Here is a 26,381-nt window from a genome sequence, read left to right as displayed (position 1 = left end):
GGTCACCTCTTCTGTTCCGCCCAGAAGCCGCACTGGTGGGCTGCGGCGAAGTCGGTGCTCAGCCTGCTCCCGTCGGGCTGTAGAGACAACCGCTTCATCGCCGCCGGGTCATCGCCCGCCTCGGGCCAGTCCGGCAGCCCCTCGGTCGCGGGATTCCCGTTGGCGACGAAGCTGGTCCAGTAGTCGATCATCTGGTTCGACAGTTCCTGCTGAGCCGGGTTCAACGGCGGTGCCCCACCGACGTCGAACAGGTAGCGCAACTCGAGCGAATGGCTGGCGCCGACCGGAAAAGGCAAGGTGCGCATGGGTTCCGGCGTCGGCGGACGCGGATCGTTGAACTCGTAGGCGTAGACGTCGTTGGTCGGCGCCAACTCGTCGGTCATCGTGTTCGCGACGCACGCGAAGACACCGTCGGTGACCGCGGCCGCGTACGCCAGTGCGGCGCTGCCGCCGTAACGGTCCAGCGGATAGCGCGCACCCACGGCGGCGGCGTCGCGCCCGAAGGTGTCGGCGAGGAGGCCGGGGTACTCGCCCGGTGCGTACTGCCGCCCCAGTCGCAGGTACTGCAGCGCGACGAAGAGCGTGAACTCGTCGCGGTTGCTGCCGATCAGCACCGGCACGTCCGCCGCCCGACGCTCCGCGATCGCCACCATCGGGTCCTCCGGAAGCACGGCACTGCCGTAGACCGGGCCGCTGAGCGTGTCCTCGCCGATCCGGTCGTACCACACGGGTTTTCGCAGTTTGTCGGCAGGCAGAGCGCGCAGGCACGCCGCCGCGGTGGCGGGGTCCCCGCACCCGGCGTCACGCGCATACTCCTCGCTGATCCGCTCGGCCTCCGGCAGCGCCAACTGCGCCTGACACGGTCCACTCTGAATGATCGCCGCGCGGAACAGGCCCTTGGAGTCGGGCGCGACCATGTGATCGCACACCGACATCCCACCCGCCGACTCGCCGGCGATCGTGACCTTGTCCGGGTCGCCACCGAACGCGGCGATGTTGTCGCGCACCCAGCGCAGCGCCGCCTGCTGATCCTGCAGTCCGTAGTTGCCGACGGCGCCCTTCTGGCCGAGAGCGGGGTGGGCGAGGAAGCCGAGGGCACCGAGGCGGTAGTTGATCGTGACGACCACGATGTCACCGCGGTCCACCAACCACCGCGAGTCGTACATCCCACCGCTGCCGTTGATGAACGCGCCACCGTGAATCCATACCATCACGGGCCGTAGCTCATTCGACGGCGCAGGCGTCCACACGTTCAGTGTCAGGCAGTCCTCGTCGGTCCCCTTGCCCAACTCCAGGTCGGTGCCCTCGTCCTGCAGGCAGCGCGGCCCTACCCTGGTCGCGTCGTGCACGCCCTCCCAGGGTGCGACGGGTTGCGGCGGCTGCCAACGCAGCGGTCCCACCGGCGGCGCCGCGTACGGGACGCCCGCGAAGTGCCGCTTGTCCAGAGTCGCGAGACCGCGCACGAAACCTGCGGTCGTCTTCACCACCGACGGGTCGGGCGGCAGCGTTACACCGGGCGGGTCGTCGGTGGCGCACCCCAGCGGGAGCATCAGCACCGCCACCAGCGCGAGCGCACAGCGGACGAGTCGCGACACGGGGGGCACGACACCAGAGCCTACTGATGGCGGATCCAGCAATCCGGCCGTGCGCGCCGCGGCGCCGCCCTAGACTTCGACTTGACACCCGTCAAGTCAGCCCAGCGCAGTGAGCGGTAAGGAGTGCCGATGAGCAACAGGACTATGGATGAGGCCGCCAGGGTCTTCGCCGACCCCAAGGCCTACGCCGACGATGTCCGACTGCACGAGGCACTCACGCACCTTCGCGCGAACAATCCCGTTGCGTGGGTGGACAACCGGCCGTACCGGCCGTTCTGGGCGATCACGAAGCACGCCGACATCATGGCGATCGAGCGCGCGAACGAGCTGTTCATCTCCGAGCCGCGGCCGCTGCTCGCCACCGCGGCCGCCGACGACCTGGCCAAGGAGCAGCTCGCGGCCGGGACGGGACTGCGCACCCTCATCCACATGGACGACCCACACCACCGCAAGATCCGCGCCATCGGCTCCGACTGGTTCCGGCCCAAGGCGATGCGCGATCTCAAGGTGCGCGTCGACGAACTCGCGAAGCGGTACGTCGACAAGATGCGCGACATCGGCCCGGAGTGCGACTTCGTCACCGACATCGCGGTGCACTTCCCGCTGTACGTCATCATGTCGCTGCTCGGCCTGCCCGAGGACGACTACGGCCGCATGCACAAGTTGACGCAGGAGATGTTCGGCGGTGACGACGACGAGTACAAGCGCGACGGCGGATCCCTGGAGGATCAGCTTGCTGTGCTGCTGGACTTCTTCGCCTACTTCTCGAAACTGACGGCGTCGCGCCGCGAGCATCCCACCGACGATCTCGCGTCCGCCATCGCCAACGGCCTCATCGACGGTGAGCCGCTCTCCGATGTGGACACCGTGTCGTACTACGTCATCGTGGCCAGCGCTGGGCACGACACGACGAAGGACGCCATCTCCGGCGGACTCCTGGCGCTCATCGAGAACCCGGCCGAACTCGAACGGCTGCAACGGGATCCGGGCCTCATGGGCACAGCGGTCGAGGAGATGGTGCGGTGGACGACGCCGGTCAAGGAGTTCATGCGGACGGCCACGGAGGACACCACCGTGCGCGGCGTCGACATCGCGAAGGGCGAATCGGTGTACCTCGCCTACGTTTCGGGCAACCGCGACGAGGAGGTGTTCACCGACCCCTTCCGTTTCGACGTGTCACGCGACCCCAACAAGCACGTGGCGTTCGGGTACGGCATCCACTTCTGCCTGGGCGCCGCCCTGGCGCGCATGGAAATGAACAGTCTGTTCACCGAGTTGCTCAGCCGACTGGAGTCCATCGAGTTGGCGGGCACCCCCGAACTGCAGGCGACGACGTTCGTCGGCGGGCTGAAGCACCTACCGATTCGCTACTCGCTCAAGTAGTTACGCGTCGGCCGCGGTGACGTGGGTCGCCAGGAACCCGTCGACGGCGGCTTCGGCGATCTCGCGGTAGTCGAAATCCTGCAGCGTGCTGAGTTTGCCAAGCACGATGGGACCGACGAGCAGGGCTACGGCGCGCGTCCTGTCGATCTCGCCCATCGCCGCGATCGCCTGTGTGCTGCTGAACACCGCGTCGAACGGGGCCGCGTACTGCTCGGCCACCCGTTCCCGAAGCGTGCTGACCTCGGGGCTGTCGTCCTTGTCCCTGCCCCATCGCATCTGCTCGAGGTCACCGCCGAGCGCCAACCACGACATCGCCGCGAGGCTGATCGGCGCCTCGGCGATGAGTTCCGCGAAACCGCGGGTGGCGGCCACCAATCGGTCGCGCAGCGATCCCTCGTCGGGAGGGATCGGCGCAGGCGGGATCAGCGCGTGAAACGCCGCTGCCAGAAGGTCGTTTCCGCTCGGGAAGTGGCGGTACAGCGTCGCTCGCGCGACGTTGGACGCGCGGGTCACCGCGTCCACCGTGACCGCGCTCGGCCCGCCCGACCGCAGCAGCGTCGTCGCCGCATCGAGTAAACGCGCGCGCGACCGCGCCGGCCTGGGATCCGTACGCACCGTCACTTCAGTTCACCTCCGCTATCGAAACGAGACTGTTAGTCTCGGTTCAAGACCTGCAGTCTCGGAATCACGGTACTCCGCGAAGGGAGGGGAGCGTGGCCGACACGTTGTCTGATCAGGCCCAGGCTACCGACCCCGCGCTCGCGACCCTCTCCCCTCGGGCGCGGGTCTGGACGCTGTTCGTGACCTGCCTGCCGGTACTCCTGGTGATCTCCTCGATGGTCGCGCTCAACACGGCACTGCCCGACATCGCCAGCGCGACCTCGGCCACCCAGAGCCAACTCACCTGGATCGTCGACAGCTACACGCTGGTGCTGGCCTGCCTGCTGCTGCCCGCGGGGGCGCTCGGCGATCGGTACGGCCGTCGCGGCGCGCTCCTGCTCGGCCTGGTGGTGTTCGCGGTGGCGTCGATCGCACCCGCGATCTGGTCGGATCCGCTGCACCTCATCATCGCCCGCGGGGCGGCCGGCGTCGGCGCCGCGTTCGTCATGCCCGCAACACTGTCGCTGCTGACAGCCGGATACCCGAAAGAGCAGCGCAACAAGGCCGTTGGCATCTGGGCGGGCGCAGCGGGATCGGGGGCCGTGGTCGGGATGCTGGGGTCCGGTGGCATCCTGCACTTCTTCTCCTGGCAGGCCATCTTCTGGGGGTTCGCGGGGGCCGCCGGGCTGCTGTTCGTGCTCACCCTGACGATCGGGACGTCGCGCGAATCGGTCGCGAAACCCCTCGACTGGCCGGGTGCGGTGGTCATCGGCGGCGGCGTCGCGATCCTGGTGTTCGGCATCCTGGAGGCGCCCGCTCGCGGCTGGTCCGACCCATTGGTCATCGGCTCCATCGTCGTGGGCGCGGTGATGTCCGTCGCGTTCGGAGTCATCGAACTGCGGCAGCGCCATCCGCTGCTCGACGTCCGACTGTTCACCAACCCCACCTTCGCGACGGGCGCCGCGGCCATCACCGTGTTCTTCCTCGCGATGTTCGGCTTCTTCTACATCGTCATGCAACACATGCAGCTCATCCTCGGATACAGCCCGATCAAGACCGCGTTCGCGCTGACACCGTTGATGGGGCCCGTTCTGCTGCTGTCCGCCACGGCGTTCTGGTACGTGCCGCGGATCGGTTTGCGGCTGGTGGTGTTCACCGGACTGGGGCTCATCTCGCTTGGCTTCCTCCTCATGAGCGACGTCGACATCGACGCCGGTTACGGCGCAGTCGGATGGCCCATGCTCGTCATGAGCTTCGGCATCGGGCTACTCACCGCCCCAACGACTTCCGCGATCATGAACACCACACCCGATGACAAGCAGGGAGTTGCGTCCGCAGTCAACGACACCACCCGCGAGGTCGGTGCCGCACTCGGGATCGCACTGGCCGGATCGCTGCTCGCCGCGCAGTACACCGAGCTGCTGACCCCCCGGCTGCCCGCGGCGCTGCCCGAGCCCGCGCGGGATGCGGTGCTCGGCTCCCTCGGGCACGCCCTGGAGGTCTCGGCGTCCCTGGGTCCGCAGGGCGCCGCCGTGACGGAACTGGCCAGGACAGCCTTCGTCGAGGCGATGAGCACGTCGCTGCTCGGCATGGCGATCATCGTCGGGGTCAGCGCCGTCGTGATCGGACTGTGGGCACCGGGCCGCGACGACCGCCAGCTGGCGGTCGTCGAGCGGCTGACTCGTCGCGGCTGAACTACCCTGGGCGGGTGCGGCTGCTCCTGGTCAACCCGAACACGACCGCCTCGATGACGCGTGACATCGAGGCCAACGCGCGTGCGGTCGCCAGCGCGACCACCCTCGTGGAAGCCGTCAACCCCGTCGACGGCCCGGCCAGCATCGAGTCGGACGACGACGAACACCGTTGCTTACCTAACCTTCTCGCCGAGCTGACGAAAGCGCACGCACGCGACGTGGGACGCCCGGACGCGTCGATCATCGCGTGCTTCGGCGATCCCGGTCTTGAGTTGGCGCGCACGCTGGTCGACGGTCCGGTGCTCGGAATCGCGCAGGCCGCCATGCACGCGGCGGCGCTCGCGGCCGGCGACTTCTCCGTCGTCACCTCGATGTCGGCGACGGTACCGCGGGCGTGGGAACTGGCGAAGGCCTACACCCCGAGCCAGTGCCTCGGCGTGTACGCCTGCGACATCCCGGTGCTTACCATCGACTCCGATCCCGAGACCATCGGACCGATCGGCGACCTGTGTGCCGGCGCCCTCGAATCAGACGGCAGCCGCGCGATCGTATTGGGCTGCGCAGCAATGGCGAAGTTCGCCGTTCCCCTGACCCGACGTCTCGGGGTACCGGTCGTCGACGGTGTCGTCGCCGCGACGGTGCTCGCCGAGTCGATGGTGCGTCTGATCAACCGAGGATGAACTCCGCGGCGCGGTGAGCGATCATGACGATCGTCGCGTGCGGTCCGCGGCTGGTGATGGCGGGCATGATCGACCCGTCAACAACCCAGAGTCCGTCGACGCCCCGCACTCGGCATCGCTCATCGAGCACCGACGTCCCGTCGTCGGCTCCCATCGGCGCCGTACCGCACAGGTGCTGCGACGTGGACCAGACTGCCTCGCGCGCTTCGTATCCCGCGCCCGCGACCGTCCGAGCCAGCACTGCTCCGCGTTCGAGGGCGGCGACGTCCTCGGGCACGCTGTCGTAGCGGTGCTCGATGATCGGCGCGACGTCCGGATCCGCCGACGCCAACGTCACCCTGCCCCGGCTGTGCGGTCGCATCAGCGTGACGCCGAAGTGCGGCCGATCCGCCGGATCACCCCCCGGCCCGCCGGTCATCACACCGAACCCCGTCGTGTACGACCTGAGCTCGAGCCCGTCCGACGTGGTCAACACCGACTCCAGGGGCGGTCGTCCCAGCGCGGCGGGCCAGTCGACCGGCAGCACCCATTCGGGGTGGTCGGCTGATCGCGTCCCGACCGGCAGGTCGGCGTTGACTCCGATCCCCAACCCGGACAGCATCGCCGCCGGACCCACCCCGGACAGCATCAGCAGCTGGGCCGATCCGATTGCCCCCGCGGACAACACGATTCGGTCCGCCTCAAGGTAGTCCGGACCGGCGGGACCGACACAGTCCACACCGCGCACCCGGCCGCCCGCGATCCGGACGCCGCGCACGCTGCTGTCCTCGACGATCGTCAGGTTGGGACGGTCAGCCGCCCTGGCGAGGAACGCCCCACCCGGACCGGTCCGGATTCCGTCGAGGATGTTCAGCGGTACCGCGCCCACGCCTGGCCGACCACCGTCGGCGCCGTTCAGATCGTCGATCCACTGGTATCCGTGCCGCTGTGCCGCCTCGATGAAAGCCCTTGCCCCCTCGTCGAACCGGTGTACGCGCCGTATCGCCATCGCGCCGTCGGCACCGTGCAGCGGTCCGGTGAAATCCAGGTCGGTCTCGATGGCCAGGAAGTGCGGCAGCACGTCCGCCCAGGCCCACCCCGGCACGTTCCACCCGTCGAAGTCCGTGGGCAGGCCGCGACAGAAGTAGCCGCCGTTGACCGCACCGGACCCGCCGACCACCGCACCGCGCATGATCACCGTCTCACGCACCGGGTCCTCGGTGAGGATGGTTCGGTAGCGTCGCACGACCGAACTGGCGTCGCCGATGGGCAGTCGCAGTCCATCGCTGATCTGGGCCCGCACATGCGGATCCGAGGGCCCCGGACCCGCTTCGACCAGGGTCACCCGACAGGACGGATCAGCCGAAAGCCTTTCGGCGAGAACGCAGCCGGCGCTCCCCGCGCCGACGATCAGCACGTCGCTGAACAATGGCCTACCCGTGTGCCGGGCTCAGGTCCGGATCTGCGGCTTGAGCGCACCGACGTGGCGCTCGCGCACCACACCGGTCCACAGCCCCAGCCCGTAGGCGATGTCGTCGAGCCGCTTCAGCAGGAGGTAGGACAGCAGACCGACGTGCTGGGAGTCCCCGTCGCCGTTGCGGTCGCGGCTGACCCAGTCCGACACCCCGTCGACCACCGCGGCCACGAGCACCACCTGGCGACAGCGCTGGAACAGCACGGCGAGGATGAGTGCGACGGGCCAGTAGTGCCTGCAGATCGCCGACGCGAGTTGCAGGGCCGCGGCCCACAGCCCCTCGGCCGCCAGCCCCGCGACCTGCTTGGGCTGGGTCTCGACCGGGCGCAGCGACTTGGCGATGCGGTGTCCGGTGAACACCGCGACCACAGTGGACGCCAGGAACCCGAAACCGGAGCCCATCGCGAGCAGCAGCCACACCAGCAGCGTCCAGCCGGACAGCACCAGCGGGGCGGTCTTGCCGGGATGCCGGACGGCCAGCGGAGCCGCCGATGAACCGTAGAAAGCCTTGCGCAGGAACCACTCTCGCAGCTGCGTCCGATGGTCGTGCGCCACCAGTGCGATGGGTTCGTAGCGCAGGCGAGCGCCGGACTCGACCATGCGCCAGCACAGGTCGACGTCCTCGCCCGACTCCATGGACTCGTCGAAGCCGCCCAACTCGAGCAGTGCGCTGCGCCTGCAGACGATCGCGGCACTGGGCACGTAGGACACCGTGCCGTACGGAATGACCGGGGCCTCGCGATGACCGAGATCGAGCGACGACCGGACCGCCTCGTAGCGGCCGACCAGGCTGTCGGGCTCCCGCAGGCCGACGATGCGCGGCGCCACCAGTGCGACCGCGGGGTCGCAGAAGTGGCCGAGCAGGGCCTCCAGCCAGCCTCGCCGGGGCACCACGTCGGAATCCAGGAACGCCACGAAGTCCGTCTGGCAGGCGGCCATGCCGGCGTTGCGGGCCGCCGACGGACCCTTACTGCGCTCGTGGCGGAGCACCACCACGTCGCAGTGCAGACCCTCGAACGCCGCGGCCGACACCGGTGTCGCCGACCCGTCGTCGACCACCACCACCCGCAGTCCACGCAGCGCACGGACGAGCCGGTTCAGCCCGAAGGCGTTGTCGCGCACCGGAATAACGACGGTGACGTCGCGATGCGATGGGCCGCTGGCCGGGCGGGGGTGGGCGACGGTGGCGTCCAGCAGCGTGCGGGCGAGCTGGGCGCTCTGCGCGTCGTGGACCTCGAGGCGGCCGCCGCTGAGCATCGTCTGCGCGGCGGGCGCGAGCCTCAGCAGCCGCGTCGGCGAACCCCCCAGCAGCGCCGAACCCTGGCCCAGCACCTTGACCCGTCGGTCCACCTGCACGGCGAAGCCATCGGGCAGTCTCGGTCCCGTCACTCCAGCATCCCCCTGTTGTTCGGCGTCCATGCCGCGATGCGACGGGCGCACGTCTCCACCATCTCGGTGAAGATGCGGGCGCCCTCCGCGGCGGAGGCGGTAGTCGGGTCCCCCAGGACCCCGACCGGACTCACGGCCGCCACGCCGCCGTGACGCAGCCGCGGCATGAGCTCGGCGAGCGGTGCGGCGTTGCCCGGCACCCGCTCGTCGATTCGCACGTCGTTCGGCGAAATATGTAGCAATACAGATGTTTCGGTGTGCCCCGCGTGCGCGTCGGCACCCGCGACGGAGCACGGTGACCAGGCCGCGTCGCGTCCCTCGACACGCAGCAGGGTGGTAGCTTCAGCAACCGCATCGAGGTTGCCGCCGTGTCCGTTGACGAACACCAGCCGGGAGGCCCAGTTGCACGCCGACCGGCCGAACTCGACGAGCAGTTCGCGCAGCGCAGCGGTGCCGATCGACACGGTGCCCGGGAAGCCCTCGTGTTCTCCGCTCGCGCCGTAGCCGATCGCCGGCGCGATGAGCCAGTCGCCAGGCAGGAGACCAGCAACGGCAGAGGAAACCGCGGTCGCGATCCGAGTGTCGGTGTCCAGCGGCAGGTGCGGTCCATGTTGCTCGGTCGCACCTAGGGGGATAATCAACGCGGGCGTCTGGTCGAGCAGCTGCCTCGTCGTCGAGTTCCCAAGCTCACTGGGGAAAGCCACCCGCCGATGGTAGGCCGAATTCACCTGTCGTGCGCCAGTTGTTGGCTTATGCGCAGCAATTGATTCCGTGCGGCACTCCGTGCGGGGCGGAAAGCCTTCCCGCCAGTCTCGTCAGCCACGCCTGCCCCATCCTCCGGCGCGCCGCGACCCGGCGTGTCAGCTTTCGGGCGCGCCCAGCGCCCGCACGAACCCGTCGGGCACCAGCACGTCCCCGGCATTCAGGTCGTGGACCGATGCCTTGCCGAGTCCGCGCAGGGCGGAGTCGATGCCGCCGTGCATGAGGTCGAGGACGTTCTCGACCCCCGCCTGTCCCTCAGCCGCCAGCCCCCACAGGTAGGCCCGACCGAGCATCACGGCGCGGGCGCCGAGTGCGAGGGCCTTGACGACATCGCTGCCGCGCCGGATGCCGCCGTCGAGCAGGACTTCGACCTGGTCGCCGACGGCCTCGGCGACCGCGGGCAGCGCGCGAATCGAGGCCGGGGTGCCGTCCAGGTTGTTACCGCCGTGGTTCGACACCGAGATGGCCGAAACGCCCGCGTCCACAGCACGTTTGGCGTCGTCGATGCGCATGACCCCCTTGAGCATGAACGGTCCGCCCCACAGCTCGCGCAGCCAGGCGATGTCCTCCCACGTGGGCGGCGGGGTGCCCATCCACTCGCCGTAGGCCTGGAAGAACGGCGGCCCCTGCTCGCCCTTGGCCGCCTGGTTGGGCACGGTGAGCGTCGGCGGCTTCATCGTCTTGGCCCACTCGAACAGCCAGCGCGGCCGGGTGAGCCCCTCGGGCATCATCTTGATCGCGGTCTTGAGGTTCATCGCCTCGGGGATCTTCGGGCTACCCCAGTCGCGGCCGTGCGAGAAGCTCCAGTCCGTCGTCACGATGAGCCCGACGGCACCGGCCGCCCTGGCACGCTCCGCGCGCGCGGCGATCGCGTCTCGGTCGCCCAGCCAGTAGATCTGGAAGAAGGTCTTCGGGTTCGCGGCGACGACCTCCTCGACGGGCTTGCTGGCGAACGACGACAGCCCCATAGCGGTGCCGCGCGCCGCCGCAGCACGGGCGACGGCGACCTCACCGTCGGGGTGGATCGCTTGAACACCCGTCGGCGAGATGATGACGGGCAGCGAGATCTCCTGTCCCATCACGGTTGTCGCCATGTCGCGCTTCTCCAGAGCGCCGATGACGTGCGGCGCGAACCCGAGTTCGTTGAACGCGGCGTTGTTGCCGTTTACCGTCAGCCCCTTCTCGCTACCTCCGAGAAGGGCCGAGTAGGCCGATTTCGGGATGCGCTTCTTCGCGCGCTCCTGGGCGATGGAGACGGTTTCGAACCACTTATCACGAGCCATGGGTCAGACCGGACTTTCGTTGCAGAATTTCTTCGGTGGTGCGAGGAGCTTGAGCGGGACGGATGCTTGGGCCTTGCGTCCGCCGCTGCGGGAGTGGTCGACGCTCGGCTTCGGCTTGCTGCGTTCGAGCGCCAGCGCGGGTTCGCCGTAGCCCTGCACGCATTCGGGGTCGGGTCCGTCGAGCGGCAGGCCGGTGAAGAACTTGGCGGCCATGCAGCCGCCGCGGCACGCGTCGTAGTGTCCGCAGCCGCTGCACGCGCCCGCGGACTGCGGCTCGCGCAGCTCACGGAACAGTTCGGAGTTCTGCCACACGTCCTGAAAGCCGTTGCTCGTCAGCACGTTTCCGGCGAGGAACTTGTCGTGGATGGCGAACGGGCAGGCGTAGACGTCGCCGACCGGGTCGATCAGACACACCACGCGGCCGGCGCCGCACAGGTTGAGGCCGGCGAGCGCACCGGGCGCGCCGAGTCCGGACAGGTGGAAGAACGAGTCACCGGTGAGCACCCGCTCCCCCTTGGCGACCAGCCAGTCGTACAACTCGACCTGCTGGGCGGGGGTGGGGTGGAGCTCGTCCCAGACGTCGGCGCCGCGGCCCGAGGGGCGCAGTCGCGTGATGCGCAGGGTGGCGCCGTACCGGTCCGCCAGCGCTTTGAAGTCGTCGAGCTGGCTGACGTTGTGCCGCGTGACGACGACCGAGATCTTGGCGTCCTTGAAGCCCGCCGCGGCGAGGTTCTCCAGCGCCCGGATGGCCATGGCGAACGAGCCGGGACCGCGGACCTCGTCGTTGACCTCGGCGGTCGCGCCGTCGAGCGAGATCTGCACGTCGACGTAATCGCTGGCGGCCAGCTTCGCGGCGACCTTCTCGTCGATCCGGACGCCGTTGGTGGAGAACTTCACGCCGACGTGATGGGCGGTCGCGTAGTCGACGAGCTCCCAGAAGTCCGGGCGCACAGTCGGTTCCCCGCCGCCGATGTTCACGTAGAACACCTGCATCCGCTCGAGCTCGTCGATGATGTCCATGCACTGCCGCGTCGACAGCTCGCGAGGATCCCGCTTACCGGACGCGGACAGGCAGTGCACGCACGACAGGTTGCACGCGTACGTCAGCTCCCAGGTCAGGCAGATGGGGGCGTCGAGGCCTCGCTCGAACTGGTCGACGAGCCTGGGAACGGGCTGCATAGTCGTCACTGCGTTTCCTCCGGGACGAGCATCTTGGACTGGACGAGCACGCCGAGGGCGTGCAGGTAAGGGGCCTGCCGGTCGTCGTCGATCCCAGCCGCGCGCAACGCCGAGCGGGCGTCGGGGTGGTCGGCCAGCGAGTTGACCACCTCGACGATCGTCGTGTTCTTCAGGAACGAGAGTTTGCGCGTGCCAAAGTGATACAGCAGCGCCCCGAACGGCTCGGGCCGCACCGCCACCTGGTGGTGGAGGCGCCAACCGCGGTCGGGGTCGAAAGCCGTGTCCATGGGCGACGTCGCCGGCAGAGCCGCCGTCACCGTCAGTAAACCCCGCACATACCGTCGATCGAGACCTCTTCGACGAGGGTCTCGGTGACGAGCTCTTCCTGGGTTTCCGCCTGCGGGTTCTGATCCATGGTTTCGCACCTTTCGGGTCGTGGCTCTTGCACAAGTGTGATCGAGATCGCAAGAATATGGCATCGAGTGCCTAAATGGAAGGGTGGGATCGCCGTGCGGGGAGAAACCGTCCGTGTGGGTAGGCGACGGTCCACCACCCAGGACCACATCACCGACGTCGCACTGGACCTGTTCGTCAGTCGCGGCTTCGACGAGGTCAGCGTCGACGACGTCGCGCAGGCCGCCGGGATCGCGCGCCGCACCCTGTTCCGGTACTACCCGTCGAAGAACGCGATCCCGTGGGGCGACTTCGACGCCCACCTCGATCTGATGCGCCACCTGCTAGCCGAGGTGCCGCACGACGTCCCCGTCGGCTCCGCGTTGCGCTCGGTTCTGCTGGCGTTCAACGACTTCGGTGAGATCGAGCTGTTCAAGCACCGCCAGCGCATGCAAGTGATCCTCGGAACGGCGGCACTGCAGGCGCACTCCATGACGATGTACGCCGGCTGGCGCGCGGTGGTGGCCGAGTTCGTGGCGCGCCGGACCGGTGACGAGCCCGCCGGCCTGATCCCCCAGACCACCGCGTGGACCATGCTCGGCGTCGCGCTGTCGGCCTACGAGCACTGGCTCGCCGACGAAACGGTGGCCCTCGACGCCGCTCTCAACGACGCCTACGACACTGTTAGCACAGGCCTCGCCCACCTGTGATTCGTGCACCCGCGGGAGCGCTCACCGCTCCTGCGAGTGCCCGAATCGCAAGAAAGTTCGGGAAGGGGCGTCGGAGTTCGGGTCCGGATGGCGACGATGAGGGTGTGAGTGCCCACCCGAGCGCGCCGCACGCGCTCCTCGCGTTGTACGACGACGCCCTGCCGTCGGTGTACGGGTACTTCGTGCGCAGATGCGCGGACAGGGCCACCGCCGAGGACCTGACGTCGGAGACCTTCCTCGCGGCGATGGACGCCGCGCGCAAGGAGAATCCGCCGCCGATCACGGTGCCGTGGCTCATCGGAGTGGCACGGCACAAGCTGGCCGACCACTACCGGCGCCGCCACGACCGGTTCACCGTGCCGGTCGCGGAGCTGCCGGAGCCGATCGAGCCGGACGACGGGTGGGACGCCGAACTCGACCGCATCGTCGCCGAGACCGTGCTGGCCCGACTGCCCGAGCAGCACCGCGCGGTGCTGGCGCTGCGCTATCTCGACGACCGCTCGGTGCCGGAGTGCGCCGAGCTGATCGGCCGCACCGTGCACGCCACCGAGGCGTTGCTGGTGCGGGCGCGTCGCGCGTTCAGAACCGAGTACCCGGAGGGAGGGCAGTCGTGAGCAACAACCACTACGACCCGCTCGACGTGCTCCGCGACGGCGACCTTCCGGTGCCACCCGATCCCGAGTTCGCGGCGCGACTGCGCGCACGGCTGGAAACGGCTCTCGCACTTCCGAATCGAACCGAAGGAGTTGTCATGAGCGGCACCGATACCGCCATCGCCGAACTGATCGAACCCGCCGAGACGGCCGCCGAACCGACGGTCCCCCGCCCCGCCGCGCTGCCCTACCTCGCGGTGGCCGGCGCGCGGGCGGCCATCGACTGGTACGTCGACGCGTTCGGGGCGACGCTCGTCGGCGAGCCGATCGTCATGGACGACGGCCGCATCGGGCACGCGGAGTTGGCGCTCGGCGGCGGCGTGCTCTACCTCGCCGACGAGTATCCCGAAATCGGGCTCAAGGCGCCTGCCCCGCAAGCGGTTTCAGTCAGTCTGATGCTGCCGGTCGTCGACACCGACACCGTTCTGGAGCGGGCCCGCGCCGGTGGCGCCGAGGTCCAGCGTGAGCCCTACGAGAACTACGGCTCGCGCACCGCCGCGATCGTCGACCCCTTCGGCCACCGGTGGATGCTGAGCGGCCCGGTCACCGGTGGCGTCGTCCCCATCCAGCACGGCGACCTCGGCTACGTGTCGGTCTGGACCCCCGACGCCGACCGCGCCGCCGCGTTCTACGGCCACGTGCTCGGGTGGCGCTACGACCCCGACACGCATCAGGTCACCAACACGACGGAACGCATCGGGCTGTACTCGGTGCCCGGTCCCCCGACGCTGTTCTGCTGCTACGCGGTGACCGACCTCGCGGGTGCGCGGCAGTCGATTGCGAGCGGCGGCGGAACCCCCGGCGAGGAGCAGGAGTTCGATTTCGGCACCGTGCTCGACGCGACCGACCCGGCGGGGACGGCGTTCGCGGTGTTCGAAGCGACGCCGGGCACACCGCGTCCGGCGCTGAACGGCACTGGGCCGGGCGAACTCTCGTACCTCACCTACGAGGTCCCCGACTCGGCGGCCTTCAAGGCCTTCTACAGCCGCTTCCTGTTCTGGGCGTTCGAGCCCGGCCGGGTCGACGACGGCTGGGGCGTCGTGGGCGCGCACCCGATGTCGGGGGTTGCGGGCGGCGCCGACCGCGGCGTCGCCGTACCGATGTGGGCCGTCGCGGACATCGACGCCGCGGTCGCACGGGTGCGCGACGCCGGCGGCACCGTCATCGACGAGCCGTCACAGCAGCCGTACGGCCGCTCGGCGCTGTGCACCGACGATCAGGGCAGCCGCTTCTACCTCGGCGAGCACTAACTCCTTGCGATTTGTGCACGTTCCGGAGCGCTCACCGCTCTCGAGCGTGCACAAATCACAAGAGATCGGCGATGGCGGCGCCGGCCGCGATCTTGGACCGCGCCTTCATCACCTTGCCCGGCATCCCGCCACCGACCACGCCGACGACGACGCCATCGCGCTCGTAGTACGCCAGGAACTTGCGGCCGTCGTCCTCGACGACGTGCACGACGTCGTCGGCCTCGGGCTCACCAAGGCACTGGATCTTGACGTCGTACTGGTCGCTCCAGAAGTACGGGACGACGACGACGTCGGGCGGATCGCCACCGAGCAGGGCGGGCACTATGACGCGGGCCTGCTCGGCGACGTTGCTCCAGTGTTCAACGCGCACTTGGTGTCCCGACGCGTCCTGCCAGGACGCCACGTCACCGATCGCCCACACGTTCTTCGCGGACGTTCGGCCGTGCACGTCGCACACCACGCCGTTGTCGACCTCGACACCGCTTCCGGCGAGCCAGTCCGTGTTCGGCCGGGAGCCGATGCCGATGACCACCAGGTCGGCGTCCAACTCGGTGCCGTCGGCCAGCTGGACCTTCTCGACGTGCCCACTACCCGACACCCCGGAGACGCCGACGCCGACGCGGACGTCCACGCCCTCGGCGCGGTGCAGGCGGGCGACCAGGTCGCCGATCCGCCGACCGAGCACCGATGCGAGCGGAGCGGGCTGCGGCTCGACGATCGTGACCGCGACACCGAGCTTGCGCAGGCTGGCCGCGACCTCGCAGCCGATGAATCCGGCGCCGATCACCACGGCGCGCTGCACCGAGCCGGCGTGCTCGCGCATGGCGAGACTCTCGTCGAGGGTGCGCAGCACGCGGACGCCCTCCAGGTCGGGCAGCGACGGAATGCGCTTGGGTACCAACCCCGTCGCGATCACCAGCTCGTCGTACGGCAGCACGTCACCGTCGGCGAGCGTGATCGTCTGCGCCTCGGTGTCGAGCGCGGTGGCGCCGGAGCCGAGGCGCAGCGTGATGTTCTTCTCCTCGTAGAACTCCGCGGGCTTCAGCAAGACGTCGTCGAGCTCGCCGCGCAGGACGTCCTTCGACAGCGGCGGCCGGTCGTACGGCAGGTGCTCCTCGTCGCTGACGATGGTGATCGGGCCGTCGAACTCGGCGCGACGCAGCTGTTCGGCAGTCCGCGCCGCGGCAAGTCCGCCTCCGACGATCACGATGCCCGCGTTGGTAGTCACACGGTGTTATTACACGATGGGCCATCCCCGGTGTACCCCACCCTGCGCACACCCGCTCAGTTACACCCGCGATCGCTCGATGATGTTGGACAGCACGACGATGCTCTCGCTGCGCTCGATGTCGGCGCTCGCCCGGATACGCTCGAGCGCCTCCTCGAGATGCCGCATGTCGCGTGCGAGCACGTGCAGGATGGCATCCGCGGTGCCGGTGACCGTCGCCGCGCTGACCACCTCCGGGATGTCGACCCAGGCCTGCCGCAGCTCGGCGGGCGCAATAGTGCCGTGGCAGAACACCTGTACGTACGCCTCGGTGTTCCAGCCGAGCGCGTTGCGGTCCACGACGGTGGTGAAGCCGCGGATGACGCCGTTGTCGAGCATGCGGTCGACGCGGCGCTTCACCGCGGGCGCCGACAGATTCACGCGCTCCCCGATCTCGGCGAAGGTGGCCCGTGCGTGGTCGGTGAGCGCCGCGAGAATGCGCTCGTCGGTGTCGTCCAACCGGTCCATCGAAGCCTCCACTGGATTGCGCGCAACAGATCACCGCTCTGAACAGTTTGGCACAACGAACAGCGACTAGACACGCAATGCCTGGCGATTGATTGCGTCAACGGTCATCCATACCCTCTATTTCATGACGATTTCAGAATTCGAAGTCGCCGCAACGACGCAGCGATCCCGTGTCCCGTCCCTCCGCCGCTACGCGATGACCCCGCCGCGGCACTTCACCGTCGAGTACGCGATCAACCCGTGGATGGACACGTCCACGCCCGTCGACACCGATGCCGCCGTTAGCCAGTGGGAGCAACTGCTCGACGTGTACCGGTCACTCGGCCACACCGTCGACATCGTCGAACCCGTCGAGGGTCTGCCCGACATGGTCTACGCCGCAAACGGCGCACTGATCGTCGGGGGTAGGGCCGTCGTCGCCCGCTTCGCCTTCCCGCAACGGGCGGGCGAGGCCGACGCCTACGCACGGTGGATGTCCGCGCACGGCTTCACCCCGCAGGAGACCGTGCATACCAACGAGGGCCAGGGCGATCTACTCGTCGTCGGCTCAACGGTCCTGGCGGGACACGGCTTTCGGACCGACCCCCGCGCTCACACCGAGGTGGCCCAACTGGTCGGCATGCCGGTCGTCAGCCTCGAACTGGTGGACCCGCGGTTCTACCACCTCGACACCGCGCTCGCGGTGCTCGACGACGCCACGATCGCCTACTACCCGCCGGCGTTCAGCGACGACGCCCGCGCGCGGCTCCAGGAGCTGTTCCCCGACGCCATCGAGGTGGCCACCGCCGACGCGTACGTGCTGGGGCTGAACGTCGTATCCGACGGCCTGCACGTGGTGATGCCCGCCGCCGCCACCGGCTTTGCCAGACAGCTGGCCGACGCGGGATTCGAGCCGATCGGCGTCGACCTCTCGGAACTGTTCAAGGGCGGCGGATCCGTCAAATGCTGCACGCTGGAGGTGTATCGGTGACCATCCTTGATGACGTGACGACTGTGCGGACATCAGCGCGGGACGACTCCTCGCGCGAGCGCTCGTCGGCGACGGACGCCGCGATCGCGCTCGACGACCGCTACGCCGCGCACAACTACTCCCCGCTGCCCGTCGTCGCCTCCTCCGCCGAGGGCGCCTGGATCACCGACGTCGAGGGGCGCCGCTACCTCGACTGCCTGGCCGCGTACTCGGCGGTGAACTTCGGGCATCGCAACGCCGAGATCACCGCGGCCGCGCACGCGCAGCTGGACGCCGTCACGCTGGTCAGCCGGGCGTTCCACTCCAACCGCCTCGGGCCCTTCTGCGAGGCGCTCGCAGCGCTGTGCGGTAAGGACATGGTGCTGCCGATGAACAGCGGCGCCGAAGCCGTCGAGAGCGGCCTCAAAGTCGCCCGCAAATGGGGCACCGACGTCAAGGGCGTCCCCGCGGGCGAGGGCAATATCATCGTGGCCCGCAACAACTTCCACGGTCGCACCACGACGATCATCAGCTTCTCCGACGACGAGACCGCCCGCCGCGGCTTCGGCCCGTACACACCGGGCTTCCGCTCGGTGCCGTTCGGTGACGCCGACGCGCTGGCCGACGCCGTCGACGAGAACACCGTCGCCGTCCTGCTGGAGCCGATTCAGGGCGAGGCCGGGATCATCGTGCCGCCCGACGACTTCCTGCCGCGGGTCCGCGCCCTGTGCACCGAGCGCAACGTGTTGATGATCGCCGACGAGATCCAGTCGGGGCTCGCGCGCACCGGCCGGACGTTCGCGTGCGATCACTGGAACGTCGAGCCCGACGTGTACCTGCTCGGCAAGGCGCTCGGCGGCGGGGTGGTTCCACTGTCCGCCGTGGTGGCCGACCGCGACGTGCTCGGCGTTCTGCATCCCGGCGAGCACGGCTCGACGTTCGGCGGGAACCCGCTGGCGGCGGCGATCGGCAGCACCGTCGTCGCGATCCTCGCTCGCGGCGAATTCCAGTCTCGCTCCGCCGAACTCGGCGAGCACCTGCACCGCCGACTGCGCGACCTGATCGGACACGGTGTCCTCGCGGTGCGTGGCCTGGGCCTGTGGGCCGGCGTCGACATCGACCCGAGCATCGGCTCAGGTAAGCAACTCAGCTTGCGCTTGGCCGACCGCGGTGTTCTCGTTAAGGACACTCATGGTTCCACCCTCAGATTCGCACCGCCGCTGGTGATCACTGCAGAGGAGATCGACTGGGCCGTCGACCAGTTCGCAGACGCACTGGCCGAGACCCGCACCGCCACCGCCTGACCCGACGAGGAGCATGCATGTCAGCACCGACGATCCCCATTCGTGAGCAGTTCCTGCGGCGGAGGCCGATCGTCGGCGCTGCGGTGGCGCACGGTGCGTCCGAGGGCCTGAAACGCACGATCGGGACCTTCCAACTCACGATGTTCGGCGTCGGCGCGACGGTCGGCACCGGCATCTTCTTCGTCCTGTCCGACGCGGTGCCGGAGGCGGGTCCCGCGACCGTGCTCTCGTTCGTGATCGCCGGCATCGCGGCGGGCCTGGCGGCGATCTGTTACGCGGAGATGGCTTCCGCGGTGCCGGTTTCCGGCTCCACCTACTCGTACGCCTACACCACGCTCGGCGAGTTCGTCGCGATGGGTGTCGCCGCCTGCCTGCTGCTCGAGTACGGCGTCTCCACAGCTGCCGTCGCAGTCGGCTGGAGTTCGTATCTCAACGTGCTGTTGGACAACGTGTTCGGCGTGCAACTGCCGCAGGCCCTCATCGCCGCCCCGTGGGACGCCACACCCGGCGTGGTGAATCTGCCCGCGATGGTGCTCGTCGCGTTGTGCGCGCTGCTGCTCATTCGCGGTGCCAGCGAGTCGGCCGCGGTCAACACGGTGATGGTGATCATCAAGCTCGGCGTGCTGGCCATGTTCATCGCGGTCGCCATCACCGCGTTCAACGCCGACAACTTCGCGAACTTCGCACCGTTCGGCGCCGCCGGTGTCAGTGCGGCGGCGGGCGTGATCTTCTTCTCCTACATCGGCCTCGACGCGGTGTCGACGGCGGGCGACGAAGTCAAGAACCCGCAGAAGACCATGCCGCGCGCCCTGATCGCGGCGCTGCTGACGGTCACCACGTTCTACATTCTCGTGTCGATCGCCGCGCTCGGCGCGCAGAACTGGGAGCTGTTCGAGGGGCAGAACGCCGGGCTCGCCGCCATCCTGGACGCCGTCACCGGAGCGAACTACTTCGGCACGGTCCTAGCCGCGGGCGCGGTCATCTCGATCTTCTCCGTCACCCTGGTCACGCTCTACGGCCAGACCCGCATCCTGTTCGCGATGGGCCGCGACGGTCTGCTGCCCGCCACGTTCGCGAAGGTCAACCCGCGCACCATGACTCCGGTCAACAACACGATCATCGTGTCGGTGGTCGTGGCGCTGCTGGCGGGATTCGTCCCGCTGGACTACCTCATCGACATGGTGTCGATCGGCACGCTGACCGCGTTCATCGTCGTCTCCGCCGGTGTGATCATCCTGCGGGTGCGCGAACCGGATCTGCCGCGCGGCTTCAAGGTTCCCGGCTATCCCGTCACTCCGGTCCTCTCGATCGCGGCGTGCCTCTACATCCTGTACTTCCTGCACTGGTACACCTGGCTCGCCTTCGGGGCGTGGGTGACCGTGGCGCTGATCTTCTACGTCCTGTGGGGTCGCCACCACAGCGCACTCAACGACGGCGGCGACGGCATCATCGCGTCGGCAGCACCGGGTGTCGACGACGTCGAGATCATCACGCCGAAGGACGAGAAGTGACGGTCATCGTCGGATACCTGGCCGGCAAGGCGGGCATCTCGGCGCTGCACCTCGGGGTCGAGGCGGCGCGCACGCTCAAGACGACGCTGTCCGTCGTCACCGTCGTACCGAAACCATGGACCACGCCGTCGCCGGCGCGCATCGACGCCGAGTACGCCCAGTACGCGGACAAACTCGCGGTCGACTCGGCGTCGCAGGCGAAGGAGTGCGTCACCAAGCTGGATCCCGGCCTCGACGTGACCTTCCACAAGTACGCGCACCGTTCCGCGCCGGGCGGGCTGCTCAAAGCGGTCGAGGATCTCAACGCCGAAGCGCTGGTACTCGGTTCGGCCGCGGACGGCAGTCTCGGTCAGGTGGTCGTCGGCTCCACCGCCGACCGACTGCTGCACTCCTCACCCGTGCCGCTGGCCATCAGCCCGCGCGGCTATCGCGGGTCGAAGACGCACGGGCTGACCAGGATCACGGCGGCGTATCCCGGCACCGAGGAGTCGATCCACGTGGTGGAACGCGTCGTGGCGTTGGCCGAGCGGCTCGGGGTGCCGATGCGCGTCGTCACGTTCGCGGTGCGCGGCCGCACCATGTACCCGCCGACGGCGGGGCTCAACGCCGAGGACACACTGCTGTCGTCGTGGGCCGCTCAGTCGCGAGAGGCGTTGGCGGCGTTGAAGACCCGAGGCGTCGTCGGCGATGACGTCGAGCTCCAGGTGGTCACCGGCAACGGTTGGGATCAGGCGCTCGACGCCGCCGAATGGCAGGACGGCGAACTCCTCGCACTCGGCACGTCGCCCCAGGGTCCGATCGCGCGGGTGTTCCTGGGTTCGAAGGGCACCAAGATCATTCGGCACAGCCCGGTGCCGGTGCTGGTGCTGCCGAACTAGACCACGTCGGAGAACGTCTCGGCGAGGAAGTCGACCAGGTTCTCCCACGCTCGCCGCTCGATGACGGCGTTGTACTGGATGCCCCTCTCCGGGGTGTTTGCGAACGGCGCCATGAACGCGTGCATCGCGTAACCGTAGGCGTGCAGCTGCCAGTCGGCGCCGCGCTCGGTGAGTTCGGTTGCCAGTGCCAGCATCTCGTCGGGCGTAGCGAACGGGTCCTCCCAGCCGTGGTAGACGACGACCTTGGTGTCGATGGGGGTCGTCGGAGGCTCGGGCAGCGGGGTGACGAGACCGTGAAAACTCGCCACCGCTTTCAGGTGCGTGCCGTGCCGGGCCAGATCGAGCATGCACAGACCGCCGAAGCAGAAGCCGACGGCCGCCATCGAATCACGCTGCACTGTCGGCAGATTCGACAGGATGTCGACCACACCGATCAGCCTGTCGCGCATCAGATCCCGATCCTCGATGAGCGTCGTCATCGCGGCGGCGCCGGCGTCCCACCCACCTGCGGTGACGTCGCGGCCGAACAGATCGACGGCGATTGCGCGATAACCGAGATCCACGATGCGCTCGCATATCCGCACCTGCAGGTCGCTGCGCCCCTCCATGCCGTGGAACACCAGGATGGTCGGGGCGTCGGGGTCATCGGGCGAGCAGATCACGCCCTCGAAGTCGAGGCCGCCGAAACCGTAGTCGAAGGGCACCTGCGTCATGTCGTGAACGTACCCACCGATTGCGCCGCAGCGAAACGCCTTTCGCTCTGCGCGGACAGATCAGTACTTGGCGGTGCCGCGGTCGACGGCGATCTGCGACCCGGAGATGGTCTTCGACCCGTCGCCGGCCAGCCACGACACCACGTCGGAGACCTCTTCGGGGGTCATGAACTCCTGCAACCCCTTCTTGCCCTGATGGTTGACCGGTTGGTACGGCATCGGCGAGAAGCTGTGCAGGAACTGCGGGTACTTGCTGAAGATCTCCATCATCGCCTCGGGCTCGACCATCGGCGTGTTGATCGAGTAGGGGTGAATGGAGTTGACCCGAATGCCGAACTCGCCCAATTCGATTGCCAGCGCGTTGGTGATCGCGACGAGGCCGTGCTTGGACGCGGAATAGTGCCCGTTGCCCGGCGTCGCCTTGGTGCCCGCCGACGAGCTGACGATGACGATCGACCCGCCGTTACCCGCCTCGATCATCGCGGGCGCCGCCGCGCGAATCGTGCGCCACGTGCCGTTTAGGTTGACGTCGATGACGGTGTCCCACTCCGCCTCGGACATCTCGAACATCCGGCCCCAGCTGAGGATGCCGGCGTTCGCCACCACGATGTCGAGGCGGCCGAACTGCTCGATGCCGTCGGCGACGACCTGTTGCTGGGCGGCGAGGTCGCGGATGTCGACCTCGCGGGTGAGGACTTTACGTCCGGCGGCCTCGACGCCTGCGGCGGTCTCGGCGAGCTCGGCCGCGGTGGCGGGCGGATAGGTGATGAAGTCGGCGGCTGGCGCGCAGATGTCGACGGCGATGATGTCGGCGCCGTCCTGCGCCAGCCGGATCGCGTGCGCCCGACCCTGGCCGCGGGCGGCTCCCGTGATGTATGCGACCCGTCCCTCGAGCGGTGCGCTGCCTGCCGCCATCGGCCAGTCCTTTCGTCGAAACCCGCCTCAGGCTAGCAGCCGAACTGGAACGTGTTCTAGAACCGCCGGAATAGTATTCCTGGCTGGCAACCGCGCAGGTTGACCGCCGGGAATACTGTTCCGGCGGGGAAGTTAGTAGTCGACGGCGTCGCGGATGATCGGGCACGTCATGCAGTGCCCGCCGCCGCGGCCGCGGCCCAGTTCGGCGCCGACGATCTCGATCACCTCGATGCCCGCCTTGCGCAGCAGCGAGTTGGTGTGGGTGTTGCGGTCGTAGGCGAACACCACACCCGGCTCGACGGCGACCAGATTGTTGCCGCTGTCCCACTGCTGGCGCTCGGAATCGTAGGCGTTGCCGCCGGTTTCGACGATGCGCAGCTTGTCGAGTCCGAGCGCCTCGGCCACCACGTCGACGAACGGCGCGGCCGCCTCCAGCACCTCGATGCCCGGCGGGCGATCGCTGGGCACCAGGGTGAAGGTCTGCACCGCGTCGATGATGTCCGGGTACAGCGTGACGACGTCGCGGTCGGCGAACGTGAACACGGTATCCAGATGCATGGCCGCGCGCAGCTTCGGCATCCCCGCGACGATGACCTTCTCGGCGGCGCCCGCGGCGAACAGCGACGCCGCCACCTGCGTGATGGCCTGTCGCGAGGTCCGCTCACTCATCCCGATGATCACCACGCCGTTGCCGGGCACCAGCACGTCACCGCCCTCGATGGTGGCGAGCCCCCACGACTGCTCGGGATCGCCCCACCACACCGTCGATCCGACGTAGTCCGGGTGGAACTCGTAGATCGCCTTCATCAGCAGCGTCTCGTCGTGGCGGGCAGGCCAGAACAGCGGATTGAGCGTGAGGCCGCCGTACACCCAGCAGGTGGTGTCACGCGTGTACAGCGTGTTCGGCAGCGGCGGCATCAGGTACTCCGTGACGCCCCTGGCATCCCTGGCCAGCGCCCGGTAGCCGGACCTCAAGGTGTTGGGCAGATCCCGAATCGACATCCCGCCGATCAGCAGTTCGGTGAGCCTGCGCGGCTCCAACGAGTCCAGGAACGCGCGGGTGTCGTCGACGAGACCCAACCCCACCTCGTTCGCGACGATCTTGCGGTCCAGCAGCCAGGCCTTGGCCTCGGGGTTGGCGACGGTCTGCGCCAGCAGGTCGTGCAGTTCGACGACCTCGACGTCCCGGTCGCGCATCTTGTCCATGAAGTCGAAGTGGTCGCGCCGCGCATTCTGCACCCACAGCACGTCGTCGAACAGCAGGTCGTCGCAGTTCGTCGGGGTCAGCCGCTCGTGTGCCAGCGCAGGCGAGCACACCAGCACCTTGCGCAGCGTCCCGACCTCGGAGTGCACACCGTACGCCGATGACGTTGGCGTGCTTGTGATCTCGTCGGTACTCACAGGTCGGCGATGATCTGCTGGCGCTTGGCGGCGTACTCGTCATCGGAGATTGCTCCGGTGGCCCGCAGGGTCTCGAGCTCCTGCAGCCGCTGCGAGGTCGACGGCTCGGGCGCGTTGACGAAACTCGGCGGAGCGGGCGGCGGAGTGGCGTACCCCGGTGGTGACGCCGGATAGCCGGGCGGAGCAGGCGCGGGTTGCTGGGCCGCGGTCCGTCGTACGACGTCCATAACCTGTTGACGGACAACCGGATTGGACCGGATGTCGATCGCCCCGGTCATGGGCACGCCGTTGGCCTTGAGGATGTGCATGATCTCCATCAGCGGGCCGACCTTGCCGGAGAGGTCGTAGGTGCGGTTGTCCTCGGACAGCGTGAACTGCGCCGGCATCACGCCCGACACCAAAGCGCTGCGGTTCCAGTCGATCTGGAACTCACTGGTGGTCGGATCGACCAGCGCCACCAGTGTTCGCGAGGTGATCATCGGCATGCGCGTCAACGAGGCCAACACCGAATCCTGTGCGGTGAACGGGGTGAGCCCCGGCCCCTCGATCTGCAGGTTGAGCTTCACCAGGGGTTGGTTGTTGACGCGGGTGCCCGTCTCGGTGATGCCGACGACCCGCGCCAGCGCCAGGACCCCGTGCGCTTCCAGCATCTGCGACATGGCGGCCGACTTCGCCCCCACCCTGGCCCAGACGACGGCGACCACCACGTCGATGACGGTGATCGCCAGACCCAACCAGAGGAACATCGTCCCGACGACGGGAACCCCCGCCAACCCGACGGCGAGGAAGATCGGGCCGATGATCCCGCCGAACAGCAGTACCAGGAGCTGGCACTTGATATAGCGCATGAGCATCCGGTGCCCCTTGGCTCGAAGCAGTGATTTCGAACGTCAGATTAGCGTCGGGCCGCGCGCTGCGCGCCGGTTGTGGGCCTAGCGACCGAAGCGCTTCCAGCCCGATCGCCCCGGCGGCGGCGCGGCCGGCACCGGTGACGGCGGCGGACCGGCGGGCACGGGAGCCTGCTGCTGCGCGTACGCGGGCGGGGGCGGCGGCGGGGGTTGTTGCGGGGGCGACGGTTGAGCGGGTTCCGTCGGCACCGCCAGGCCGGCCTGGACGGGCCCGGTGTCGCTGACCTCGAGGTCGGGGATCGCGATGATGACGAGCGAGAAGTTGTCCTCCGCACCGTTCGCCCGCGCACCGCGGATCAGGGTCTGGGCGACGGCGGTGAGGTCGGGGGTGTTGATCGCCGCGTGGATGTCGGCGTCGGCGAGCATCCCGTGCACGCCGTCCGAGCACATCAGGTAGACGCCCGGCAGGACGGGCAGCGTCGTGATGTGGGTCTTCACCGGCCCCTTCTGACCGAGTGACTGCGTGATGACGTTGGTCGGCCTGCCGTCGACACCGAGAACAGCGTCGTCGTGCGAAAGTTGTTGCAGCTGACCGCCGGTGATCGAATACACCCGACTGTCGCCGACGTTGAAGACGATGATCTCGTCGCGGGCCAGGCACACCCCGGCGACCGTGGTGCCCAGGCCCTGGAACTCCGAATCGACGCCGACCGCCCGCACCTGTTCGTTCACGTAGGTAACGGTCGCGGTGACGTCGTCGACGGTGCGCCACTGCGCCGACTTCTCCGCGATCACCGTCAGCGCCAGCCGGCTGGCCACGTTGCCGCCCGCGTGTCCGCCCATCCCGTCGGCGACCGCGCACACGAAGGGGAACGTCGGCTCGAAATCCATTGTGACGAGGTTGCCGTCGTGACTCTGGCAGACCCAGCCGCCCACCATCACCGAGTCCTCGTTGCGCTTGCGCCGCAAGCCGACGTCGGAGAAGGCCCGGACGGTGATGCGCGTCATCGGTCCATCCTCGCCTACTCGGGGGCCTCGTCGCTGCACAACTCTCGCAACACGAAAACGGCGCCCACCCCGAAGGGTGGGCGCCGCTTCAAGCG

Annotated in this window: 26 protein-coding genes; 10 read left to right on the top strand and 16 right to left on the bottom strand. The window is 68.6% G+C overall.

Annotated features, from left to right (window positions below; translation table 11 throughout):
• Positions 1 to 2: 2 nt before the first annotated feature.
• A complete protein-coding gene (locus NM203_RS24705) occupies positions 3 to 1,550 on the bottom strand; it encodes a carboxylesterase/lipase family protein (RefSeq protein ID WP_255063369.1) in 1,548 nt (515 codons plus the stop codon).
• Between the two features lie 174 nt (positions 1,551 to 1,724).
• Between NM203_RS24705 and NM203_RS24700 the strand changes: the two genes are divergently transcribed.
• Positions 1,725 to 2,978, top strand: a complete 1,254-nt coding sequence (locus NM203_RS24700; RefSeq protein WP_255063208.1) for a cytochrome P450 — start codon at positions 1,725 to 1,727, stop codon at positions 2,976 to 2,978.
• On the opposite strand, the gene NM203_RS24695 is transcribed toward NM203_RS24700, so the two are convergent.
• Positions 2,979 to 3,599, bottom strand: coding sequence for a TetR/AcrR family transcriptional regulator (locus NM203_RS24695; RefSeq protein WP_255063207.1), 621 nt, complete (start codon positions 3,597 to 3,599; stop codon positions 2,979 to 2,981).
• Positions 3,600 to 3,691: 92 nt separating this feature from the next.
• Here NM203_RS24695 and NM203_RS24690 point away from each other — a divergent pair, with 92 nt between their 5' ends.
• Together NM203_RS24690 and NM203_RS24685 are read left to right on the top strand one after the other, a co-directional pair.
• A complete protein-coding gene (locus NM203_RS24690) occupies positions 3,692 to 5,272 on the top strand; it encodes an MFS transporter (RefSeq protein ID WP_255063206.1) in 1,581 nt (526 codons plus the stop codon).
• Positions 5,273 to 5,286: 14 nt separating this feature from the next.
• On the top strand, positions 5,287 to 5,952 hold the full coding sequence (locus NM203_RS24685; RefSeq protein ID WP_255063205.1) for an aspartate/glutamate racemase family protein: 666 nt from the start codon (positions 5,287 to 5,289) through the stop codon (positions 5,950 to 5,952).
• Here the strand turns inward: NM203_RS24685 and mftG are convergent.
• From mftG to mftA, 7 genes are all read right to left on the bottom strand, one after another.
• The gene (gene mftG / locus NM203_RS24680; RefSeq protein ID WP_303625140.1) at positions 5,939 to 7,360 is read right to left on the bottom strand and encodes a mycofactocin dehydrogenase MftG; all 1,422 of its coding nucleotides are present in this window, start codon (positions 7,358 to 7,360) and stop codon (positions 5,939 to 5,941) included. The two genes, NM203_RS24685 and mftG, sit on opposite strands and share 14 nt — an antisense overlap.
• Before the next feature lie 21 nt (positions 7,361 to 7,381).
• Positions 7,382 to 8,794 carry a mycofactocin biosynthesis glycosyltransferase MftF gene (gene mftF, locus NM203_RS24675; RefSeq protein WP_255063203.1) on the bottom strand — a complete coding sequence of 471 codons (1,413 nt, stop codon included), beginning with the start codon at positions 8,792 to 8,794 and terminating at the stop codon, positions 7,382 to 7,384.
• Complete coding sequence (gene mftE, locus NM203_RS24670) at positions 8,791 to 9,522, bottom strand: mycofactocin biosynthesis peptidyl-dipeptidase MftE (protein ID WP_255063202.1); 732 nt, start codon at positions 9,520 to 9,522, stop codon at positions 8,791 to 8,793. The genes mftF and mftE overlap by 4 nt, the downstream gene beginning before the upstream one ends.
• A 132-nt stretch (positions 9,523 to 9,654) precedes the next feature.
• The gene (gene mftD / locus NM203_RS24665) at positions 9,655 to 10,839 is read right to left on the bottom strand and encodes a pre-mycofactocin synthase MftD (RefSeq protein ID WP_255063201.1); all 1,185 of its coding nucleotides are present in this window, start codon (positions 10,837 to 10,839) and stop codon (positions 9,655 to 9,657) included.
• A 3-nt stretch (positions 10,840 to 10,842) separates the two neighbouring features.
• Complete coding sequence (gene mftC / locus NM203_RS24660) at positions 10,843 to 12,027, bottom strand: mycofactocin radical SAM maturase (RefSeq protein ID WP_255063200.1); 1,185 nt, start codon at positions 12,025 to 12,027, stop codon at positions 10,843 to 10,845.
• Positions 12,024 to 12,305 (bottom strand): mycofactocin biosynthesis chaperone MftB, encoded by a 282-nt coding sequence (mftB, locus tag NM203_RS24655; RefSeq protein WP_255063368.1) that lies wholly within the window; start codon positions 12,303 to 12,305, stop codon positions 12,024 to 12,026. The genes mftC and mftB overlap by 4 nt, the downstream gene beginning before the upstream one ends.
• Before the next feature lie 32 nt (positions 12,306 to 12,337).
• The gene (gene mftA / locus NM203_RS24650; RefSeq protein ID WP_255063198.1) at positions 12,338 to 12,433 is read right to left on the bottom strand and encodes a mycofactocin precursor MftA; all 96 of its coding nucleotides are present in this window, start codon (positions 12,431 to 12,433) and stop codon (positions 12,338 to 12,340) included.
• A gap of 115 nt (positions 12,434 to 12,548) precedes the next feature.
• On the opposite strand from mftA, the gene mftR reads away from it, so the two are divergent.
• From mftR to NM203_RS24635, 3 genes are all read left to right on the top strand, one after another.
• Positions 12,549 to 13,121, top strand: coding sequence for a mycofactocin system transcriptional regulator MftR (gene mftR, locus NM203_RS24645; RefSeq protein ID WP_408633408.1), 573 nt, complete (start codon positions 12,549 to 12,551; stop codon positions 13,119 to 13,121).
• A gap of 104 nt (positions 13,122 to 13,225) precedes the next feature.
• Complete coding sequence (locus tag NM203_RS24640) at positions 13,226 to 13,735, top strand: RNA polymerase sigma factor (protein WP_255063196.1); 510 nt, start codon at positions 13,226 to 13,228, stop codon at positions 13,733 to 13,735.
• Positions 13,732 to 15,024 carry a VOC family protein gene (locus tag NM203_RS24635; RefSeq protein WP_255063195.1) on the top strand — a complete coding sequence of 431 codons (1,293 nt, stop codon included), beginning with the start codon at positions 13,732 to 13,734 and terminating at the stop codon, positions 15,022 to 15,024. Before NM203_RS24640 ends, NM203_RS24635 begins: the two co-directional genes overlap by 4 nt.
• Positions 15,025 to 15,079: 55 nt before the next feature.
• Here the strand turns inward: NM203_RS24635 and NM203_RS24630 are convergent, their stop codons facing one another.
• Together NM203_RS24630 and NM203_RS24625 are read right to left on the bottom strand one after the other, a co-directional pair.
• Complete coding sequence (locus tag NM203_RS24630; RefSeq protein ID WP_255063194.1) at positions 15,080 to 16,252, bottom strand: FAD-dependent oxidoreductase; 1,173 nt, start codon at positions 16,250 to 16,252, stop codon at positions 15,080 to 15,082.
• A 60-nt stretch (positions 16,253 to 16,312) separates the two neighbouring features.
• Positions 16,313 to 16,759: an Rv2324 family transcriptional regulator gene (locus NM203_RS24625; RefSeq protein ID WP_255063192.1), complete on the bottom strand. Its 447-nt coding sequence runs from the start codon at positions 16,757 to 16,759 to the stop codon at positions 16,313 to 16,315.
• A 124-nt stretch (positions 16,760 to 16,883) separates the two neighbouring features.
• On the opposite strand from NM203_RS24625, the gene ddaH reads away from it, so the two are divergent.
• The 4 genes from ddaH to NM203_RS24605 are packed head-to-tail and all read left to right on the top strand — an operon-like array spanning position 16,884 to position 21,401.
• Positions 16,884 to 17,729, top strand: a complete 846-nt coding sequence (ddaH, locus tag NM203_RS24620) for a dimethylargininase (RefSeq protein WP_255063191.1) — start codon at positions 16,884 to 16,886, stop codon at positions 17,727 to 17,729.
• Positions 17,726 to 19,012, top strand: coding sequence for an ornithine--oxo-acid transaminase (rocD, locus tag NM203_RS24615; protein ID WP_408633407.1), 1,287 nt, complete (start codon positions 17,726 to 17,728; stop codon positions 19,010 to 19,012). The genes ddaH and rocD overlap by 4 nt, the downstream gene beginning before the upstream one ends.
• A 17-nt stretch (positions 19,013 to 19,029) precedes the next feature.
• Positions 19,030 to 20,523: an amino acid permease gene (locus NM203_RS24610; protein WP_255063189.1), complete on the top strand. Its 1,494-nt coding sequence runs from the start codon at positions 19,030 to 19,032 to the stop codon at positions 20,521 to 20,523.
• A complete protein-coding gene (locus tag NM203_RS24605) occupies positions 20,520 to 21,401 on the top strand; it encodes a universal stress protein (protein ID WP_255063187.1) in 882 nt (293 codons plus the stop codon). Before NM203_RS24610 ends, NM203_RS24605 begins: the two co-directional genes overlap by 4 nt.
• Here the strand turns inward: NM203_RS24605 and NM203_RS24600 are convergent.
• The 5 genes from NM203_RS24600 to NM203_RS24580 all read right to left on the bottom strand — a co-directional run bounded on the left by NM203_RS24600 (position 21,398) and on the right by NM203_RS24580 (position 26,286).
• Positions 21,398 to 22,114, bottom strand: coding sequence for a dienelactone hydrolase family protein (locus NM203_RS24600; RefSeq protein WP_255063185.1), 717 nt, complete (start codon positions 22,112 to 22,114; stop codon positions 21,398 to 21,400). The genes NM203_RS24605 and NM203_RS24600 overlap by 4 nt on opposite strands.
• A 60-nt stretch (positions 22,115 to 22,174) precedes the next feature.
• Entirely contained in the window at positions 22,175 to 23,029 is an 855-nt protein-coding gene (locus NM203_RS24595) for a mycofactocin-coupled SDR family oxidoreductase (protein ID WP_255063184.1), read from the bottom strand.
• A 132-nt stretch (positions 23,030 to 23,161) separates the two neighbouring features.
• The gene (locus NM203_RS24590) at positions 23,162 to 24,430 is read right to left on the bottom strand and encodes an arginine deiminase (RefSeq protein ID WP_255063182.1); all 1,269 of its coding nucleotides are present in this window, start codon (positions 24,428 to 24,430) and stop codon (positions 23,162 to 23,164) included.
• Positions 24,427 to 25,284, bottom strand: a complete 858-nt coding sequence (locus tag NM203_RS24585) for an SHOCT domain-containing protein (protein WP_255063181.1) — start codon at positions 25,282 to 25,284, stop codon at positions 24,427 to 24,429. Before NM203_RS24585 ends, NM203_RS24590 begins: the two co-directional genes overlap by 4 nt.
• 78 nt (positions 25,285 to 25,362) lie before the next feature.
• Positions 25,363 to 26,286: a PP2C family protein-serine/threonine phosphatase gene (locus tag NM203_RS24580; RefSeq protein WP_255063180.1), complete on the bottom strand. Its 924-nt coding sequence runs from the start codon at positions 26,284 to 26,286 to the stop codon at positions 25,363 to 25,365.
• Positions 26,287 to 26,381 lie beyond the last annotated feature (95 nt).

Source organism: Mycolicibacterium arenosum, from assembly GCF_024320865.1.
GTDB classification, from domain to species: Bacteria; Actinomycetota; Actinomycetes; order Mycobacteriales; family Mycobacteriaceae; genus Mycobacterium; species Mycobacterium arenosum.
The sequence above is the reverse complement of the archived record's forward strand: the minus strand, read 5'-3'. Positions and strand labels throughout refer to the sequence as shown.